The 19,144-nt window shown below is 33.7% G+C and carries 12 protein-coding genes and 2 pseudogenes; 3 read left to right on the forward strand and 11 right to left on the reverse strand.

What is annotated here, in order from left to right; all coding sequences use genetic code 11:
• Positions 1-191 precede the first annotated feature (191 nt).
• The 3 genes from IDG45_RS01360 to IDG45_RS01370 form a co-directional block, all read right to left on the reverse strand.
• A complete protein-coding gene (locus tag IDG45_RS01360; RefSeq protein ID WP_025174489.1) occupies positions 192-968 on the reverse strand; it encodes a tandem-type lipoprotein in 777 nt (258 codons plus the stop codon).
• A 288-nt stretch (positions 969-1,256) separates the two neighbouring features.
• Positions 1,257-2,495, reverse strand: coding sequence for a DNA (cytosine-5-)-methyltransferase (gene dcm / locus IDG45_RS01365; RefSeq protein WP_001033637.1), 1,239 nt, complete (start codon positions 2,493-2,495; stop codon positions 1,257-1,259).
• A 99-nt stretch (positions 2,496-2,594) separates the two neighbouring features.
• Positions 2,595-4,064, reverse strand: a complete 1,470-nt coding sequence (locus IDG45_RS01370; protein WP_031927568.1) for a Sau3AI family type II restriction endonuclease — start codon at positions 4,062-4,064, stop codon at positions 2,595-2,597.
• A 117-nt stretch (positions 4,065-4,181) separates the two neighbouring features.
• On the opposite strand from IDG45_RS01370, the gene IDG45_RS01375 reads away from it, so the two are divergent.
• The 3 genes from IDG45_RS01375 to IDG45_RS01385 all read left to right on the forward strand — a co-directional run bounded on the left by IDG45_RS01375 (position 4,182) and on the right by IDG45_RS01385 (position 6,992).
• Positions 4,182-5,990, forward strand: coding sequence for a phospho-sugar mutase (locus IDG45_RS01375; RefSeq protein WP_072357699.1), 1,809 nt, complete (start codon positions 4,182-4,184; stop codon positions 5,988-5,990).
• Between the two features lie 283 nt (positions 5,991-6,273).
• Positions 6,274-6,540, forward strand: a complete 267-nt coding sequence (gene scrA / locus IDG45_RS01380) for a SaeRS system activator ScrA (RefSeq protein ID WP_000678764.1) — start codon at positions 6,274-6,276, stop codon at positions 6,538-6,540.
• Positions 6,541-6,683: 143 nt separating this feature from the next.
• Entirely contained in the window at positions 6,684-6,992 is a 309-nt protein-coding gene (locus tag IDG45_RS01385; RefSeq protein WP_000217724.1) for a hypothetical protein, read from the forward strand.
• Positions 6,993-7,117: 125 nt separating this feature from the next.
• On the opposite strand, the gene galU is transcribed toward IDG45_RS01385, so the two are convergent.
• From galU to IDG45_RS01420, 8 genes and pseudogenes are all read right to left on the reverse strand, one after another.
• Positions 7,118-7,984 (reverse strand): UTP--glucose-1-phosphate uridylyltransferase GalU, encoded by an 867-nt coding sequence (galU, locus tag IDG45_RS01390; RefSeq protein WP_000721337.1) that lies wholly within the window; start codon positions 7,982-7,984, stop codon positions 7,118-7,120.
• 179 nt (positions 7,985-8,163) lie between these two features.
• Positions 8,164-11,067 (reverse strand): fibronectin-binding protein FnbB, encoded by a 2,904-nt coding sequence (gene fnbB / locus IDG45_RS01395; RefSeq protein ID WP_042907906.1) that lies wholly within the window; start codon positions 11,065-11,067, stop codon positions 8,164-8,166.
• Positions 11,051-11,151 (reverse strand): annotated as a pseudogene (locus tag IDG45_RS14145) (hypothetical protein). Before IDG45_RS14145 ends, fnbB begins: the two are co-directional and overlap by 17 nt.
• Positions 11,152-11,746: 595 nt before the next feature.
• Positions 11,747-14,827 (reverse strand): fibronectin-binding protein FnbA, encoded by a 3,081-nt coding sequence (gene fnbA / locus IDG45_RS01400; RefSeq protein ID WP_000794627.1) that lies wholly within the window; start codon positions 14,825-14,827, stop codon positions 11,747-11,749.
• A pseudogene (locus IDG45_RS01405) lies at positions 14,817-14,913 on the reverse strand (hypothetical protein). Before IDG45_RS01405 ends, fnbA begins: the two are co-directional and overlap by 11 nt.
• Before the next feature lie 382 nt (positions 14,914-15,295).
• Positions 15,296-16,654 carry a gluconate:H+ symporter gene (locus tag IDG45_RS01410; protein WP_000481425.1) on the reverse strand — a complete coding sequence of 453 codons (1,359 nt, stop codon included), beginning with the start codon at positions 16,652-16,654 and terminating at the stop codon, positions 15,296-15,298.
• Positions 16,655-16,770: 116 nt separating this feature from the next.
• On the reverse strand, positions 16,771-18,324 hold the full coding sequence (gntK, locus tag IDG45_RS01415; RefSeq protein ID WP_000876650.1) for a gluconokinase: 1,554 nt from the start codon (positions 18,322-18,324) through the stop codon (positions 16,771-16,773).
• A gap of 24 nt (positions 18,325-18,348) precedes the next feature.
• Entirely contained in the window at positions 18,349-19,029 is a 681-nt protein-coding gene (locus tag IDG45_RS01420; protein WP_000990136.1) for a GntR family transcriptional regulator, read from the reverse strand.
• Positions 19,030-19,144 lie beyond the last annotated feature (115 nt).

Genomic DNA, 19,144 nt, shown 5'->3' on the forward strand with positions numbered 1-19,144 from the left:
TAAAACGAAAAATTGTTTTGAACAAATGAATTTAATTGTAATTATTTTGTATTTTAAATCTTCTTATCAGAATTATAAAACAATTAAATCAAAAGATAAAGTTTCTGTGATTTATTATTAATTTTAAGAGTTATCGTTATAATTTTTTACCTAGTACTGTATGAAATTTTCATTTCAAACTTCTATTAACCCTATTCAGTAGGTTTGAAATTAATACTATCCGTAAAATAGATGTTTTCTTCTTTACTTGTTACAAAAGAAAATTCTAAATTTTTGTGTCCTATAGATGATCCTTTTAAATCACCATCGCCTTTTATTAATAATTTAGGTGCTTTCTTAGTTGGTATATCATACCTCTTTCTAAGTTGCTTAACATTGTAGTCATTGTTACTCAATTGATACTCGGCCGAATAACTAGGTACATTGGGATTATATGATATGTCACCATCTTTATAATCATTAATATCTTTAAAGTCACCGTATTGTACAAAAAACTTGAAGTTTTCAATTTCTTTTCTTAATTTATCATCAGCTATCGGTTTAGTTGGGATAATTCGATTATGTTCCATTTTTACTGGATATTCTTTTTCTTTACTACGTGAGTATCCTTTTTTATCTTCCCATAATTCTCTCACAATAAATTCACCTTTTGTCGTTCTGGTATTACGGTCTACATACAGGACCAAGCCTCTGGATTCCATATCCTTTCCATTTGTTTCTATTGTCATTTTAGAGTGAATTATCCAAGTGCCTTTGTCGCCCTTTTCAAACTCTTGATCTCGAAATCCTTCTTTATCATAAAAGTCTTCAAGATTTTTAGTTGGATACAAGCTCAACGTTTTGTTGAAGTTTTCTTTAATTTGTTTATCCTTACTGCTTTCTTCCTTTTTCATTCCGCAAGCCCCTATAAAAACAGCTAATAATACTATATACAGCCAAATTCTCAACTTTCTTGAGTGAATCATCATTTCACATCCCCATTTTATTTTTGACTCAAAGTTAAGTTCAAATTATATAGCATAGTCGATAAATTTTAACCTATTAAATCATATTAAAATAAAAACGCCATGCGAATCTCAAATCATTATCGAGGCTCAAAAACCTAATAATAAAATGAAATCACATGACGCTACCTCAATTTTATAAAATTGTATATATTAAAATAATACGCTGATAAATACTGGTCAATATACAATAATCTATGAATCTTTAGTATATAAACTTGTTAAATCAAACGCACTCTACATTTGATTTATTTAAAATAAACGTAGTTGACTGAATTCATCATTTGTCATACTATCAATTTTTTCAATTTGATTACCAATTCTAGTAATCAATGGCACAACAAGAGCATTGCCCATACAAAAGTATCTCATCTTAATTGGCATACCTACTGTCCAATCATCTGGAAAACCATTCAATCTTTCTGCTTCAATAGGTGTCAAAGTTCTATAAACACCACCTACGTTTAAAAAATGAGTACTTCTATTAATAGACGATTCGCTTGTAAGCATTGTTCTTGCAGGTAACTCTAATGAATCTGTTTCAGACATACCACCCTCTGAAAAATAATATTCATGACCATCTTTAGTAGTTCGTTTAATCTTTTTTGGTCCTCTTAAATATTTAAATTTATCAATTTGATCTTGATTTAATGAAAAACTATCATCTACATTACTTTCGATGATTTCTCCTAAGGTCACTGATTTTTCATATTTTGGTATTGTGTCAATAGTTAAAATTTCTCCATTTTTCATGATTCCACTATTATGAAATTGAAAACTAAAATTATCTGAAATATCAACTATATCATGAGAAATGTGAGTGCTATTAACTCTATTTTTATTCGCATAATCTTCAATCGGAAAAGCTTCGGCAAACAAACCATTATGATATATTATTTTATCCAACGGACTTTCTTCCATAGCTTTACTATAGTTTAAATCTTGCTTATATCCAAATATAAATACCCTTCTACGTCTTTGAGCATTACCATAATCAGCAGCATTAATCACACGCCATTCAACATTATAGCCTAACTCATTTAAAGTTGATAACATGACAGCAAAGTCTCTCCCTCTCTGACTTGAAGGAGATTTCAATAATCTATCGACATTTTCAAGCAACAAGTATTTGGGAAATGTATTTTGAATATATCTAATAATTTGCCAAAATAGAACGCCCTTTTTCCCTTGTATTCCTAATTCTCCATTTAAACTCCTTGCAACTGAATAATCTTGACAAGGAAATCCTCCTACAATCATATCAGCTTCAGTATTTGCCATTTCTTCATCGGATACCTCAGCAATATCCTTATTGCTATGGATGCCGTTCTGAAATCTTTTACTATAACAATCAAATGCATGTTGGATTTTTCGTGAGGGCTCCCATTGATTTGCCCAAGTTATGTCAAATATACCATTTTTCGTATTTTCTAAACCTAAACGAAACCCGCCTACACCCGCAAACAATTCTACTACTTTAATTTTATTCATTAGGCGACCTCCTATAATTAATTCAACCTTATTATAACATAAAAGCGAACGATCGTTCGATATTTTGAAAGAAATATCTTATATTTTAACATACTTTAACTACAATAAATCTTCAACTTGCATTTTAATGTAGTCATTATTTATCCAAAAACTTTGCTTAGTCATCCACTCATCCGAATAATCATCTGAGTCAGGTCTATTAATCCAGTTAATCTTTTTAGGAAGCTTATCTGCATTACTTCCCCCTCGATAGTCTCTGTTATTAGTGTGTGGTCTAACGTGGCATATTAAATCATCACTTTTATCTACAAAATTATTTTTAATTCGCCAACCATCCTTTGTACTTTTGTCCGGTACAGCTTCTAATGTGACACCCTCATTTAATTTCTTCACCGTATCATCCCACATTCTTTTGACAGGTCCGTTTATGTCTTCTTCAGGCATACTAAAAAATTTTATTCCTTTGAATATGTCTACACCATCTTCATTTTCTTTAACAACAAAAAATAAAAACCTTGTTTCTAACAAAAAGTTTCGCCATTGTGCACTAGGATATCCTTCACTATCTTCCCACTCCTCATTAGCTAGTTCTTCAAATTTAAAAGCTCCAAATGACATACTTTCTTTATTCACATTCTTTTTATTAAAATGAACTGTTTTGACTACTATAGATGATTTTTCAAACTCTTCAACTTCCGGGAAAGGTTTACTTTTACTAGTTTTACCTTTTAGATTTAAAATGGCTGATGCTATTCTATAATTTAAACCTTTCTCACCTTTATTGATAGAAAAATGTTCGCATAATTTATCGATTGACCAATTTATATATGGCTGAAATTTTTCAAAGACTATGTCCTCTATTGATTTTTCTTTTATTTCAAATGGATCTTTGACTATCGAATCTATTTTTTCATCACCTAGAACATATTTGCGTAAAATAGATGTCATATACCCAGACTTCAAAGAAAATGCTCTTTGCTTTGCTTTTATGTCTGAATAAGGCTGTACTCTTAAAGAGCTAGCATTCGCACCCTTTGTACATGGCGCTAAATAACTTGTCAAACCTTCACTCAATTCATGTGCCTTTCCTTCATTAATATATTGATTTATTATTTCCCAATCTTGTTTAATTATTTCATAATCAATCGGGTTTTTATGCATTTCATAAAGCACCGCTTCTTTAATAACCCAATTATCACTAGGTGTTCCCTTGATATATTCATAGAAAGCTAATTCTATAGTATTATTCTTAGATAAAAAACTACTAGTTTCAAAATTTTCATTTGCCACTTTCTCATAGTTTATAATATTTAATACTAATCTTTCTTTGGAGCTATACTTTCCGTTTTTCAACTTTTTAAATGGCGTTGCCTTAAGTTCCACCCCAGCTTCTGCCATATCTGGTTTACTATCACTGTCTTTTTTCTTACCAAACCAATTTTCAAACGCATCACCAACTGAGCTCTTACTTTGTTTAATCGATTCACCACCATTTAATTCTAATATGCTTTTACCAACTGCTTCTTTTGCGCGATTATGTACGGCTTGTTTTGTCAAATAACTTTCCAAAATTATCCCCTCTTAACATTAAATAATTATTTCCGCTATTTAAAATTTCAATAATATAATTATATAGAATTATCCATATTTTTTACACATTTTGAATATCACTCTTACATCTACTCCATGCATTTTCATACACATCTATTATATAATACTTGTGAAAAGTATTGTCTTGGGGCTGTGTTTTTTTACTTTTGGGGCGTATTTCTTTATAATTCATTACATAAATGTAAGGGCTTTAGTTTTCATGTTTTATTAAGTCTAACTGAGATTTTGAAAGGATGTTTAGCAACAATGGATAAAGAATTATGGATAGAAAGAGCTAATGATAGTTTAGTTAAACATTTTTATGAGCAGCAATCTGACATTGAACAGCGAGAAGGTTTTGAAAGTAAATTAACGTTCGGTACTGCGGGTATACGCGGAAAATTCGGTCTTGGTGAAGGTCGACTTAATAAGTTTACTATTGAAAAATTAGCATTAGGTTTAGCGCGTTATTTAAATGCCCAAACAAACAGTCCAACAATAGTCATTCATTATGATATTAGACATCTTTCAACTGAATTCGCCCAAATTATTGCTAATGTATTAGCAAACCATCAAATAACAGTTTATTTACCTGATACATATAAAACGACACCGGAATTATCGTTCGCGGTGCGCAATCTTAATACTACTGCTGGCATTATGATTACAGCAAGTCATAATCCGAAAGACTATAATGGCATTAAAGTATATGGTTCTGATGGCGCGCAACTATCGACTGATGCATCTGAGCTTGCAAGTCGTTATATCGAAGAAGTTGGCGATCCATTACAGATTGATATACCTATTTCAAAACAAAATACATCTTATATCAAGCCATTTCCGAAATCTGTAACTGATGACTATATGAAACACATTCAAAATATGATTGGCTATATTCCTAAATCTGATTTACAAGTTGTGTTCACTAGTTTGCATGGTACAAGTGTTCCGATTGTACCTAAGTTATTAAAATCTTTGAATTTCAATCAATTTAATCTTGTAGAAGCACAATGTAAACCTGATCCGAATTTCAGCTCAGTTCAAAGTGCTAATCCTGAAGATCATCGCGCTTTTGATCAAGCAGTCGAACTTGCAAATAAAAGTCATGCAGACTTATTAATATCAACTGACCCTGATGCGGATCGACTTGGTATTGCTGAACGTGATGCACATGGTCATATCACGTATTTTAATGGCAACCAAATTGGTGCGCTGTTACTTAATTATCGTATTCAACAAACGTCTCAATTACGTCACCGCTTAATGATTCAATCTATTGTAAGTAGTGAGTTAACAAAGTCATTAGCACGCTATAATAATGTTGAATACAAAGAGGTGCTGACTGGCTTTAAATTTATTGCTCAGGAAATAAGACAACTGGACGATCATCAAAATATGATTTTCGCCTTTGAAGAGAGTTACGGTTTTTTATCAGAGCCTTTTGTACGTGATAAAGATGCCGTACAAATTGTGCCACTTATTATAAAATACGCTTCTGAGTTAAAATTATATGGCAAAACATTGAAAGATGAATTAGAACAGATTTATCAAACTGTTGGTAGACATGAGGATACATTATTCTCGCATACGCTAGAAGGATTAGAAGGTAAGAAAAAAATTGAATCAATTATGACACATTTCCGTTCAAATCCACCGCAAGAGATTCAAGGACTGAAAGTGAAAGCAATTGAAGATTATTTAACTAGCGAGGTTTATCAGTTGGACAAAGATACAACGTCGCAGATTAATTCTCCTAAATCAAATGTTATTCGTGTCTTATTTGACGAAGGATTTATCGCTTTACGTCCTTCTGGTACTGAACCTAAAATTAAATTATATGTGTCGTTAAAATGTCCGAATTTTGATGATGTAGCTCAAAAAATTAATGCGATGATTTTTAGCTAATTAAAAATTTTATACATCGAAATATTACATTTCATTTTATACTTATCAGCCCTTTTGAAACTAGAATCCTTATGTTTTCGCGTTTTGAAGGGGCTAATTTGTAATAATTTTTCAAAAGTATATTAGAAAATTAATTTTCATGTATTTTTCATATTAAGCGGTAATAATATAATAATTAATACCGCGACCTATTTAATTGTTTTCGCGATGAAAAAGGTTTAGAATTACAAAAATAACTATTTTAAATTTAGTTACAAATATATTTTAGAAAGGATGTGAAATAATGAAAGGCTCTAAACAAATACTTTTGATTATGGGCATTATATCTCTTATTGTTTTATTTATTTTTACACTATTCATCATGGCACAATATGCAAAACATTATGAACAAAAATCCGACAGTTCCAACGCACATACTTTAAATTCATCATCAGCCATAATTGAGCAACATACTATGTCGAATTTAGCGTCTCTAGATTTATACGCTCCTGTTCGTAACATTACTTCTAGTCGTGATATTCATCCCATTTATTTCATGACAAAAGATTAAAACTTCCTTTTTCATAACCCCATTCATTCAACTAATAAATTAAAAAATGATAAAAACGTACTGTTTTTTAGAAACATACATATATAAGAAACGCATCCATTACTAAAAGACAGTACATTATATTCTATCGGGAAGGTGCAACAATGACCGTCAACATCGTAGTTTCTATCGTGTTCTGTATCAGTATGGTTATATTAGGCATTTATGTCGCAATAACTAAAGATTTCACACTAATTTCTTATATAAATCAAACGACCATTGCAGATAAACACAAGAACCAAATTGCATATATATTTGCGTTATGTATCAGTTTGAGTGCAGTATTTTTAATGTCTGCAATTCTATGCTTTGAATATGATTTTATTGCATTGTCATTCTTATTTTTAACGATAGCATTATTACTTATCGCATTATTCTACGTTTGCTTTTATAAAATTACAAAATACCCATAAATGGTTGCGATAGTGTGTTGGTTAGATTTAATGGTTTACTGCCAATAAGCATTGTTTGCGAAAAAAATACAACCTTGTACGAATACAAAGTTGCATTAATATAGAAAAATTTATGCTTTTTAATGTCACAAACCTAATTCTTTAATAAATCGTGTTAATTCTTCTCGCATACTGTCATCTTTCAATGCATATTCTATGGTAGTTTTAACGAAGCCTAATTTTTCTCCAACGTCATAACGTTCGCCTTCGAAGTCATATGCATACACTTGGTTATCGTTATTCATACGCTCAATCGCATCTGTTAACTGAATTTCGTTACCTGCGCCTTCTTTTTGCGTTTTTAAATAATCGAAAATTTCAGGTGTTAGTACATAACGTCCCATAATAGCTAGGTTTGATGGTGCCGTACCTTGTGCTGGCTTTTCAACAAACTTTTTCACTTCATACTGACGTCCATTTTTAGTTAATGGATCAATAATTCCATAACGATGAGTATCTGCTTCCGGAACTTCTTGAACACCTATAACTGAGTGCCCCGTTTCTTCATAAACGTCAATCAACTGTTTCACTGCTGGCACTTCAGATTCAACAATATCGTCACCTAATAATACCGCAAATGGTTCATTGCCGATAAATTGACGCGCAGAACTAATCGCATGCCCTAAACCTTTTTGTTCTTTCTGCCTTACATAAAAAATATTCGCAAGTTCCGTTGAATACTGAACTTTTTCTAGTAATTCAGATTTACCTTTTTCTTTTAACACCATTTCTAATTCTTTTTGACTATCAAAATGATCTTCAATCGCGCGTTTATGGCGACCTGTTACTATAATAATATCTTCAATTCCAGCTCTTGCAGCTTCTTCAACGATATATTGTATTGTGGGTTTATCTAAGATAGGAAGCATTTCCTTTGGCATCGCTTTAGTTGCTGGTAAAAATCTAGTCCCTAAACCAGCAGCGGGAATGATTGCCTTTTTTATTTTTTTCAAAGTTAATGTGCTCCTTTTCCTAAGTATTAAATCTATGTATCAACGTCATTTTAACACTAATTAGAACGCCTTCATAGTGTCATTGAGTATGTAATTATTTCTTGGGAAATTTGATTTAATATAAAAAAACAGGCTTACTTCATATAATTTATGAAATAAACCTGTCAATTTTTGTTTAATTATGCTTTGTCATTCTTTTTATTTCTGCGTAATAATGCTAAACCTAGAATGCTGAATAATCCGCCGAACAACATACCTTTGTTTGTTGATTCTTCTCCACCTGTTTCAGGTAGTTCAGATTTCTTAGATTGTTTTTGTTTAGTTGGTGCCACTGCTTTAACCTTTTCATTGATTTCAATAACAGGTGTTACTACCTTACCTTGTTCCACTGGTTTAGAAGGCTTTTTAGGTTCTTCTTTTGCGGGTGGTACTGGTTTACCAGGTTCAGCTGGTACCTCTGGTGTTGGTGGTACTGGTGTGCCTGGCTCACTTGGTACCTCTGGTGTTGGCGGTGTTGGCGGTGTTTCCGGCTCACTTGGTACTTCTGGTGTTGGCGGTGTTGGTGTTTCCGGCTCACTTGGCACTTCCGGTGTCGGTGGTGTTGGTGTTTCCGGCTCACTTGGCACTTCCGGTGTCGGTGGTGTTGGCGGCGTTGTATCTTCTTCAATCGTTTGTTGACCTTCATTTTGACCGCTTACTTTTGGAAGTGTATCTTCTTCAAAATCAACACTGTTATGTCCACCGAATTGATAATTTGGCTTATCTTTATTTGTATCTTCCTCAATAATTTCATTATGTTTATTGAATCCATGAATTTGTGGCACACTGTCGAAGTCGATATCAATGATATTACCACCTTGTTCATACTTAGGTTTGTCTTTCTCTGTATCTTCTTCGAATGACTGGTTACCATTATTTTGACCTTGGATTTGAGGTACACTGTCGAAATCGATATCTACGATATTACCACCTTGTTCATATTTCGGTTTGTCTTCTTCTGTGTCTTCCTCGAATGACTGGTTACCGCTATTTTGGCCACCTTCGTAACCTAATTCACTCTTAATATCAACGTGGCTATTTTCTTCGATTTCTTCAATCACGCCATAATTACCGTGACCATTTTCAGTCCCTAAACCAGAATGAGAAATATGATGATTGTTTTCAGTGATTTCCTCGATTGGTCCTTGTGCTTGACCATGTTCTTCAGGTAGTTCATCTACTAGTTCAATCAGATTACTTTCAGTTGTATATTCTTTCGTATCTTCAACTGTTGTATGGTCGCTCACTGCGCCAGTTACAATACCTTTTGTAGACTCTTCGTCAAATTCAACTAAGTTAGACTCAGTTGTTACTTGGCCACCACCTGGGTTTGTATCCTCTTCATATTCAACAACATCAGCGTGATGTTTTGAATTTTCATGTGTCGATTCTTCAAAGTCTACATGAATAGAATCTTCTTCAGTTTCTACAATACCTTCAGCATGACCTTCTACACCTTCAACAGCTGTATGATATTCAAAATCAATTGGCTTAGAATCGTTACTTTCTTCGATTGTACCAGTCAATTCATGCTTCTCCACTGGTGGCTCTGATTTAATGTTTAAATCAATTGGTTCACTCTTCTCAATGATAGGATCATTTGGCTTATCTTTGCCGTCGCCTTTAGCATTATTAGAGTAAAATGCAACGCCATTTTTCCAAGTTAAATTACTTGTATTATAATAGTAATAGTTATAATAACCAAGAAGATGTGTTTGAAACTCTAATGCGTTAGTATTTGAATCATAGTCTCCCTCATACTTTATTACATAATTTTTACTTTGATCTAAATTATTAAAGTTTAAAGAATAACCACCATTATCTGTATATTGTAAAGTAACTTCCCCTGTTACATCCTGAAATTTCATTGTATTTTCTAAATCTCCATAAACACTTTCAGCTAATTCATCTGAGCCAATGTGTTTATATACTTTAACTGTTGGATTTTTAGCGTTTTGTTTATATCCAGATGTTACTTGACCAGTTACTGTCACAGAGCTTAACGACTGGTTGTTAGGTTTCACATATGCAAAATGGCTAAATTTCCCCTCTGCTTTATTTAAAGTATCAATTCGCCCATTAACAGTAACCCCCATTCTATCTTTAACACCGTCTAAATATTTGATATCAAATTCTTTTGAGACTTTATTTTGACCTAGTGTTACTTCAACTTTTTGACTCCCTTGCTTTGTCACTGTTGTTGGGTCGATAAATAGGTTTAAGTTTAATTCAGCAGTTAAATCTTTTTTGTTATTTATATAATCAGTAAATGTATAGCGAATTTTACGTTCATTTATAACTTGGCCATTTGCCATAACTTGATTATCCGCTGAACTTTTTATTTCTGGAACTTTACGTAGTGTTGAGATACCATGAGTTTCAACATTATTACTTAATGTGAAATCAAAATAATCTCCCGCCTTAATTCCTTCTTCAAAGCTCCATTTATATTTTAAGGTTACTCTTTCAGCGTTATGAGGATTAACAACATTTGTTCCTTGTTTATGTCCTTCTAAAGAGCTTTCAGTAACTTTCACTTTATTTATTACATCTGTACCTGTCACCTTAGCTTCTTCCACTACTTCTTTCTCTGAAGCTGCTGTAACGTCAGCTGATCTTTTCATTCTTGGTTTAATTTCTGAGACGTTACTTGGTTGAGCTGTGTCAACTTGAGTTCCCGCTATTTCCTTATCAGTAGCTTTTTCCGATGGCAAATCAACTCGCGAAGTTTCTACTTTTGGTGCTTGCACAGTTGTTGGTGCTTCTTCTGTTGTTACTTGTGTTGATTGTGATGGTTGCTCAGTTGATGTCGCGCTGTATGATTGTGTTTCATCTATTGTATTAACGTTATTTGTAGTTGTTTGTGTTTCGCTTGCTTTACTTTCAGTACCTGAACTCCCACTTTCCTCTACTGTAGTATTGTTTTGTTCCGATGCTGCAGCTTCTTTTTCTTGCCCCATTCCAACAACGATCATTGTTCCTAAGAATACTGAGGCCGCTCCCAATTTGTGTTTTCTTATGCCGTATCTAAGATTGCTTTTCACTATAATATTCTCCCTTAAATGTAAAATTCATTTATTTTTTAACTCAATAAATGCAATTCTATATTGTTCGGTTTTTAAAAGCAATGAAAAAAAGCGAGTTAATAAAAAGTTAAGATTGTTGTTAACTTTATGTATAATGAGTTTTTATTATTTGGAACTCACATATATATTGCATACAAAGCTCTTGAATACCTTGATATAACAGGCTTGTATTTTTTATACTTACTTTTTAAATTAAATTCAAATTCATCTAATTTAAAACAATATACTAAAGCATACATAATAATCGCCTGTACAATGCATCATTAACAAGTTACTGAAACGCCTTTCATTGTATTAATAACGCCAATATAATTTTTATATCGTTCGGTTTTTGTTTTATTTTAATGATTCTTCATACAGAAATAGCCGTATTTCAAGACGACATTTTAAATTTAACTAAATTTGCATCTAGTTAATAATTGCATTTATCAAATTTGTCTTATTGATCCAATCTTATTTGTAGTTACAAACTAGCTTTAAATTCTAACTTTATCTCTCAGTTCGTTATCAATCATCAGACATAAACCAATGAAGCGATCAGAAAACACTCTAATTTTCTATTATAAATTTGATTTAATCTAAAAAAACAGGCTTACTTCATATAAATTATGAAATAAACCCGTCAATTTTGGATTGATTATGCTTTGTGATTCTTTTTATTTCTGCGTAATAATGCTAAACCTAGAATACTAAATAATCCGCCGAACAACATACCTTTGTTTGTTGATTCTTCTCCACCTGTTTCAGGTAGTTCAGATTTCTTAGATTGTTTTTGTTTAGTTGGTGCCACTGCTTTAACCCTTTCATTGATTTCAATGACAGGTGTTACTACCTTACCTTGTTCCACTGGTTTAGAAGGCTTTTTAGGTTCTTCTTTTGCGGGTGGTACTGGTTTGCCAGGTTCAGCTGGTACCTCTGGCGTTGGTGGTGTTGGCTTACCTGGCTCACTTGGCACTTCTGGCGTTGGTGGTGTTGGTGTTTCCGGCTCACTTGGTACCTCTGGTGTCGGTGGTGTTGGCGTTTCCGGCTCACTTGGTACTTCTGGTGTCGGTGGTGTTGGTGTTTCCGGCTCACTCGGTACTTCTGGTGTTGGCGGCGTTGTATCTTCTTCAATCGTTTGTTGACCTTCATTTTGACCACTTACTTTTGGAAGTGTATCTTCTTCAAAATCAACACTGTTGTGTCCACCGAATTGATAATTTGGCTTATCTTTATTTGTATCTTCCTCAATAATTTCATTATGTTTATTAAATCCATGAATTTGTGGCACACTGTCGAAGTCGATATCAATGATGTTACCACCTTGTTCATACTTAGGTTTGTCTTTCTCTGTATCTTCTTCGAATGACTGGTTACCATTATTTTGACCATGAATTTGAGGTACACTATCGAAATCGATATCTACGATATTACCACCTTGTTCATATTTCGGTTTGTCTTCTTCTGTGTCTTCCTCGAATGACTGGTTACCGCTATTTTGGCCACCTTCGTAACCTAATTCACTCTTAATATCAACGTGGCTATTTTCTTCGATTTCTTCAATCACGCCATAATTACCGTGACCATTTTCAGTTCCTAAACCAGAATGAGAAATATGATGGTTATTTTCAGTAATCTCTTCGATTGGACCTTGAGCTTGACCATGTTCTTCAGGTAATTCATCCACTAGTTCGATAAGATTACTTTCAGTTGTATATTCTTTCGTATCTTCAATTGTTGTATGGTCGCTCACTGCGCCAGTTACAATACCTTTTATAGACTCTTCGTCAAATTCAACTAAGTTAGACTCAGTTGTTACTTGACCACCACCTGGGTTTGTATCTTCTTCATATTCAACAACATCAGCGTGATGTTTTGAATTTTCATGTGTCGATTCTTCAAAGTCAATTGGATTTGATTCCTCAGAGGATTCAGTGTATCCTCCAACGTGACCCGCTTCGCTATCCACAGCAGTATGGTAATCGATATCAATAGCTGATGAATCCGTTTCTTCTATTGTTTCAATGTATCCATCAACATAACCACCTTCACCATCTATAGCTGTGTGGTAATCAATGTCAAGAGTTGAAGAATCATATTCTTCTTCAACAGTAGTTACTAAATTCTTATCATATTGACCTGTAATAACTCCAGTTCCATATTCTTCATCAAATGTCATATTATTCGATTCTGTTATTGTTCCATTTGTGCCATCGCCTTTTGCTTTATTACTATATAAAACTAATCCATTATCCCATGTAAGTTTGTATCCTAAATGAGTATAGTAATACTTATACTGCTGTTCTGGATATCCAAACATGTGTGTTCTGAAGTTCACTTGATCTGACCCACTTAAGTATTCACCGTCATAGTGTATAACATAACTTTTTTCTAATTTTTCAATATCTAATTTATAGTTCCCATTATTTTCTACTTTTAATTTATCTTTCATTTCCTCAGTTACATCTTTAAACATTGAAGAATCTGATACATTTGCGTATACACTTTGTGGTAATTCATTAGCATCCTTTAAAACTTCATATACTTTTACAGTAGGAGCCTTCCCATCTGCTTTACTACCTTGAGTTAATGTACCAGTAATTGAAACGCTATCTGATTTATGCCCATTTTGTGGCTTTATGTAAGCCACATGAGTGAATTTATTATTTCCTTTATCGAAAGTTTCAATAGAACCATTTACATTAGCATAGCTATTACTTACTCCTGGATTATATTCTATTGGCAATGTGTTTTTTGTTTCCTTATCATTCAACGTTGAAGTTATTGTTTGTTGTCCATTGCTTTGTACAGTTTTAGGGTCAATAAATAAATTGATTTCTAAATCAGCAGTCACATTTACTTTATAATCAATATAATCTGTAAATGTATACCTAATTTTCCCATTTCCAAGAAGTTGTCCTGTCGCCATTACGACTGAACCATTTTTGATTTCTGGTACTTTTCTAGCTGTTGAAACTCCATAAGTATTTACATTATTAGACAAGGTGAAATCAAAATAATCCCCTTTGTGTAAACCCTTTTCGAATTTCAATTTGTATTTCAATACGACACGTTGACCAGCATGCGGTTCTACTTTATTTCCTTGAGGCGCCTCAATAGAACCACTCTCTACTGTAACTTTACTTGTCACATCTGTACCCGTTTCCACTTTCGCGTCACTAGCTTCCTTAGCGTCCACTACGTCTGCTGATCTTGTCACACGTGGTTTACTTTCTGATACTGTTCTTGGCTGTGCCACTTCAACTTGTGTTTCTGCTGCTTGATTTTGTGTAGCCATTTTAGGTGTTAAATCTACTTGTTTTTGATCTCCGCTATTGTCTTGAGGTTGTGTCGTTTCCTTAACTTGAGGTTTCGCTTCTTCCTTAACTACCTCTTCTTTAACTGTTTCTACATTTGCTGGTTGTGCAGTTTGTGGTGCTTGTACTGCTTTTGGTGATTCTTCAGTTGTTACTTGTGTTGCGTTTGACGGTTGTTCTGTTACTGTTGCGTTATATGATTGAGTTTCTTCTATATGATTAACGTTAGTTGTAGTTGTTTGTGTTTCGCTTACTTTATTATCAGTAGCTGAATTCCCATTTTCTTCTACTGTAGTTGTCTTTTGTTCTGATGCTGCAGCTTCTTTGTCTTGTCCCATCCCAACAACGATCATTGTTCCTAAGAATACTGATGCTGCTCCCAATTTATGTTTTCTAATGCCGTACCTAAGATTATTTTTCACTATAATATCTCCCTTTAAATGCAAAATTCATTAATTTTTTTAAACTTAATAAATGCAAGTCTATATTGTTCGGTTTTTAAAAGCAATACAAAAAAGCGAGTTAATGAAAAGTTAAGATTGTCATTAATTTTATGTTAATTGATAATTTTATTATTTGAAATATATCTATAAATTGTATTCAAGTTATCATAAACCCTTGTCACACAAGGCTTTTATTTTTTATACTTATTTTTTAAATTAAATTCACCATTATCTAATTTAAAACAATATACTAAACGTTTCATAATTATCGCCTGTACAATACGCACAAAAACATGTCTTGAAACGCCTTTCATTACTCAAAAATATCCAATATACTTTTTATATCGTTCGGATTCTGAGTATTTCAGACGATTTTCTGCATAAAAATAAACGTGTTTCAAGGCAATATATTGTAATTACCTAAAAACACGTTTACTTAATATTTAGTTAAACAAATAAGCTGATGAATAAAATGAAGATGATACCTGAAACGGAAATAATCGTTTCTAATAATGACCATGTTAGGAATGTTTCTTTTACAGTTAAACCAAAATATTCTTTAAACATCCAAAATCCTGCGTCATTTACATGAGACAAAATCACACTACCTGCACCTATCGCAAGTACAACTAATGCAACATTTACATCTGATGATTGTAATAATGGTAAGACAATACCTGTAGTTGAAATCGCAGCTACTGTAGCCGAACCTAATGCGATACGTAGCACAGCTGCAACAATCCATGCTAGTAAAATCGGAGACATCTCTGTACCTTCAAACATTTTAGCAATTGTATTTCCGACACCACCGTCAATTAATACTTGTTTAAATGTACCGCCACCGCCAATAATCAATAACATCATTCCGATTGGATAAATCGCATTCGTTACTGATTCCATAATATGATTCATCTTACGTTTTCTCATTAATCCCATCGTAACGATTGCAAATAATACTGCTATTAGCATGGCTGTCCCTGCTGTTCCTATCATATAAATGATAGATTCAAATAGATTTGTAGGTTTGTCGTGCCCGGTTACAAGTTGCGTTATCGTAGACACTAACATTAATATAACTGGTAATGTTGCTGTTAATAAACTCATACCAAATCCTGGCATCTCTTGATCCGTAAATTCTTTTTGTGCACCTAACGCTGAAATATCGCCTTCTCGTGTATACGCAGACGGAATCATTTTTTGTGCAACTTTGTTAAATATAGGTCCTGCAATGAGTGTAACTGGAATGGCAATAATCATACCGTATAGTAATACATCTCCTACATTCGCCTTTAATTCTTTTGCGATGACTACCGGTCCTGGATGTGGTGGTAAAAAGCCATGTGTCACTGATAAGGCTGTTACCATAGGTAGCCCTAGTTTTAACACTGAAACATTTGCGCGTTTTGCTACTGTAAATACTAATGGAATCAATAAGACTAAACCTACTTCAAAGAACAATGCAATCCCGACGATAAATGCTGCAACAAGCATTGCCCATTGTACATGTTTTTGACCAAATTTTTGAATCAACGTGTCTGCAATTCGAGTTGCACCACCACCATCAGCAAGTAATTTCCCAAGTATGGCACCTAAACCGAATATCAGTGCAATGTGGCCGAGCGTACTGCCCATTCCTTTCTCAATCGTCTCCATAATTTTAGTCAATGGTATACCTAGCATTAATGCTGTAATCATTGATGTGATAATTAATGAAATAAATGTATTTAATTTAAACCCAATAATTAATACTAATAAAATAACGATACCTAAAACAACACTGATTAACGGCCATATTTCGTTAAACATGACATTCCCCTCTTTCTCTTTTCAATAGAATGTAACACCGTCGTCGCGCACGTATTCCACATAATATATAGTAGTCATGGCACAACAACTTTATCTAAGATGCTTGAGTGACGTATTTATTGTGTTTTATTTTCAGCCATATGTTGGCGTTGAAAATCTGCAATTTGTTCATAATTCTCTGTTAAAGAACGACTTAAATTGATAAAAATGGATACGAGCTCTTGATAAACAGCGACATTTTCTTTAATCGGCGTATGATTGTTTGTGGCACCGACCATCGATGAAACGATTGAAAAATCTTCAATGTCACCTACAGCTTTAAGCCCGAGTACGCAGGCACCTAAGCATGAACTTTCATAACTTTCAGGAACCACTAACTCTGTGTCAAATATATCTGACATCATTTGACGCCATACTTCACTTTTCGCAAAACCACCTGTTGCTTTTATCATCTTAGGTGTTTCATTCATTACTTCAATAAGCGCAAGATAGACGGTATACAAATTGTAAAGAACACCTTCTAATGCAGCGCGAATCATATGTTCTTTTTTATGAGATAAAGTTAAACCGAAGAATGAACCTCTTGCATTTGCGTTCCAAAGCGGTGCACGTTCTCCAGCTAAATAGGGATGGAATATTAAACCATCTGCACCTGGTTTAACACGCTTTGCAATTTGAGTTAAAACATCATAAGGATCAACACCGAGACGTTTCGCAGTTTCAACTTCGCTTGCTAACAACTCATCGCGCAACCATCTCAATACGACACCACCATTATTTACAGGGCCTCCAATGACGTAGTGGTCCTCTGTTAAGACATAACAAAATATTCTACCTTTGTAATCAGTACGTGGTTTATCTATCACTGTACGAATCGCTCCAGATGTACCGATTGTGACAGCTACTTCTCCTTTACCAACACTATTGACACCCAAATTAGAAAGGGCCCCATCACTCGCACCAATAACAAACGGTGTATCTTCATTAAGCCCCATTAATGTTGCATAACGTTTTTTCATACCTTTCATCACATACGTTGTTGGAACTAATTCCGGCAACATTTCCTCGGAAATACCAAGCAATTCTAATACCCCAACATCCCAATCTAATGTTTCTAAATTAAACATCCCTGTTGCGGAAGCCATTGAATAATCAATGATATATCTATCAAATAAATGATAGAAAATGTATGTTTTAATATCTGCAAACTTAGCAGTACGTTGAAATACATCTTGCCATTCATGTTTCATCCAAAAAATCTTCGCTAATGGCGACATAGGATGTATAGGCGTACCTGTTCGCTGATAAATCGCATTGCCATCATGCACTTCATTTATTACTGTTGCATATTTTGCAGCGCGGTTATCTGCCCAAGTAATATTATTTGTTAATCTTTGATGTTGCTGATCCATCGCAATCAAGCTATGCATTTGCGCACTAAATGACACAAATTTAATATCGTCTTGATTAACTTTCGATTCCCTCATTATGTATTTAATCGTCATTAATACCGCATCAAATAATTCATCTGGGTTTTCTTCTGAGACATCAACGTTTGGTGTGTGTAAATCATAGCCGATTTGATGTTTCATGATGAAAGTTCCATTTTCATCATATAAGACTGACTTGGTACTCGTCGTTCCAATATCGACACCAATCATATATTTCATGACAAATCCTTCTTTCTTTTCATTTTAATTCAACCAAAATCCTTCAATATCTTTACCAACATCGTCGAAATTTAAATGAAACGCTTCTTTCAAAATTTGACTGTCGTATTGTTCCACTGCATCAATAAACACTTGATGATTATAATGTATGCGTTCAAAATCTTGCGGGTTTTGTTGCATACGTTGTCGCATGGATGTTAAAACGAGTGCCATCATTACTGGTTTTAAATGACTCCAAAATGAGTTTAAATATTGATGATTAGATGCTTTGATTAATGTTTCATGAAATTCAAAGTCATGCTTCGTAAATGATTCTGCATCCTCAAATTTTACTGCCACTTTCATCATTTCAAGTTGTTTCTTCATTTCTTTTACGATAGGTAGTCGCTCTTGATTTTTAACTCTTGAAAATGCAAATGACTCTAGCATCAGTCGCAAATCGTACATTTCTTTCTTTTCTTGTTCCCCAAACGGCAACACATGTGCACCCATTCTTTCTAATTGGATGAGTTGATTTTGTTGCAATAATTTAAATGCATCTCGAATTGGCGAACGACTCACATTAAATTGCTTTGCCATTTGATTTTCAGTGAGTAACGTACCTTCAGCTATGTGACCATTCACAATGCCTAAGCGTAATTCTGCTGCGATACTTTCTCCAGTTGTCATACCTTCCAACCATTTCTCTGGATATCCATACATCATCAAAGCCACTCCTTCATTACACGACATACTTGTATACAAGTATGTTAATATAGTTCTCAAGTGTTTGCAAGCGCTTTCTTTACGCGTACTAAAATAGTGACCATCCCTTTTCGAT

It is taken from the genome of Staphylococcus sp. EG-SA-10 (assembly GCF_017151945.1).
GTDB lineage: Bacteria > Bacillota > Bacilli > Staphylococcales > Staphylococcaceae > Staphylococcus > Staphylococcus aureus.

Bases quoted from the DNA above. Each gene is read 5' to 3' on its own strand.
- IDG45_RS01420 (WP_000990136.1), bottom strand. From the start codon at position 19,029: ATGATGTATGGATATCCAGAGAAATGGTTGGAAGGTATGACAACTGGA.
- dcm (WP_001033637.1), bottom strand. From the start codon at position 2,495: ATGAATAAAATTAAAGTAGTAGAATTGTTTGCGGGTGTAGGCGGGTTT.
- IDG45_RS01360 (WP_025174489.1), bottom strand. From the start codon at position 968: ATGATGATTCACTCAAGAAAGTTGAGAATTTGGCTGTATATAGTATTA.
- IDG45_RS01410 (WP_000481425.1), bottom strand. From the start codon at position 16,654: ATGTTTAACGAAATATGGCCGTTAATCAGTGTTGTTTTAGGTATCGTT.
- gntK (WP_000876650.1), bottom strand. From the start codon at position 18,324: ATGAAATATATGATTGGTGTCGATATTGGAACGACGAGTACCAAGTCA.
- IDG45_RS01375 (WP_072357699.1), top strand. From the start codon at position 4,182: ATGCATTTTCATACACATCTATTATATAATACTTGTGAAAAGTATTGT.
- IDG45_RS01385 (WP_000217724.1), top strand. From the start codon at position 6,684: ATGACCGTCAACATCGTAGTTTCTATCGTGTTCTGTATCAGTATGGTT.
- scrA (WP_000678764.1), top strand. From the start codon at position 6,274: ATGAAAGGCTCTAAACAAATACTTTTGATTATGGGCATTATATCTCTT.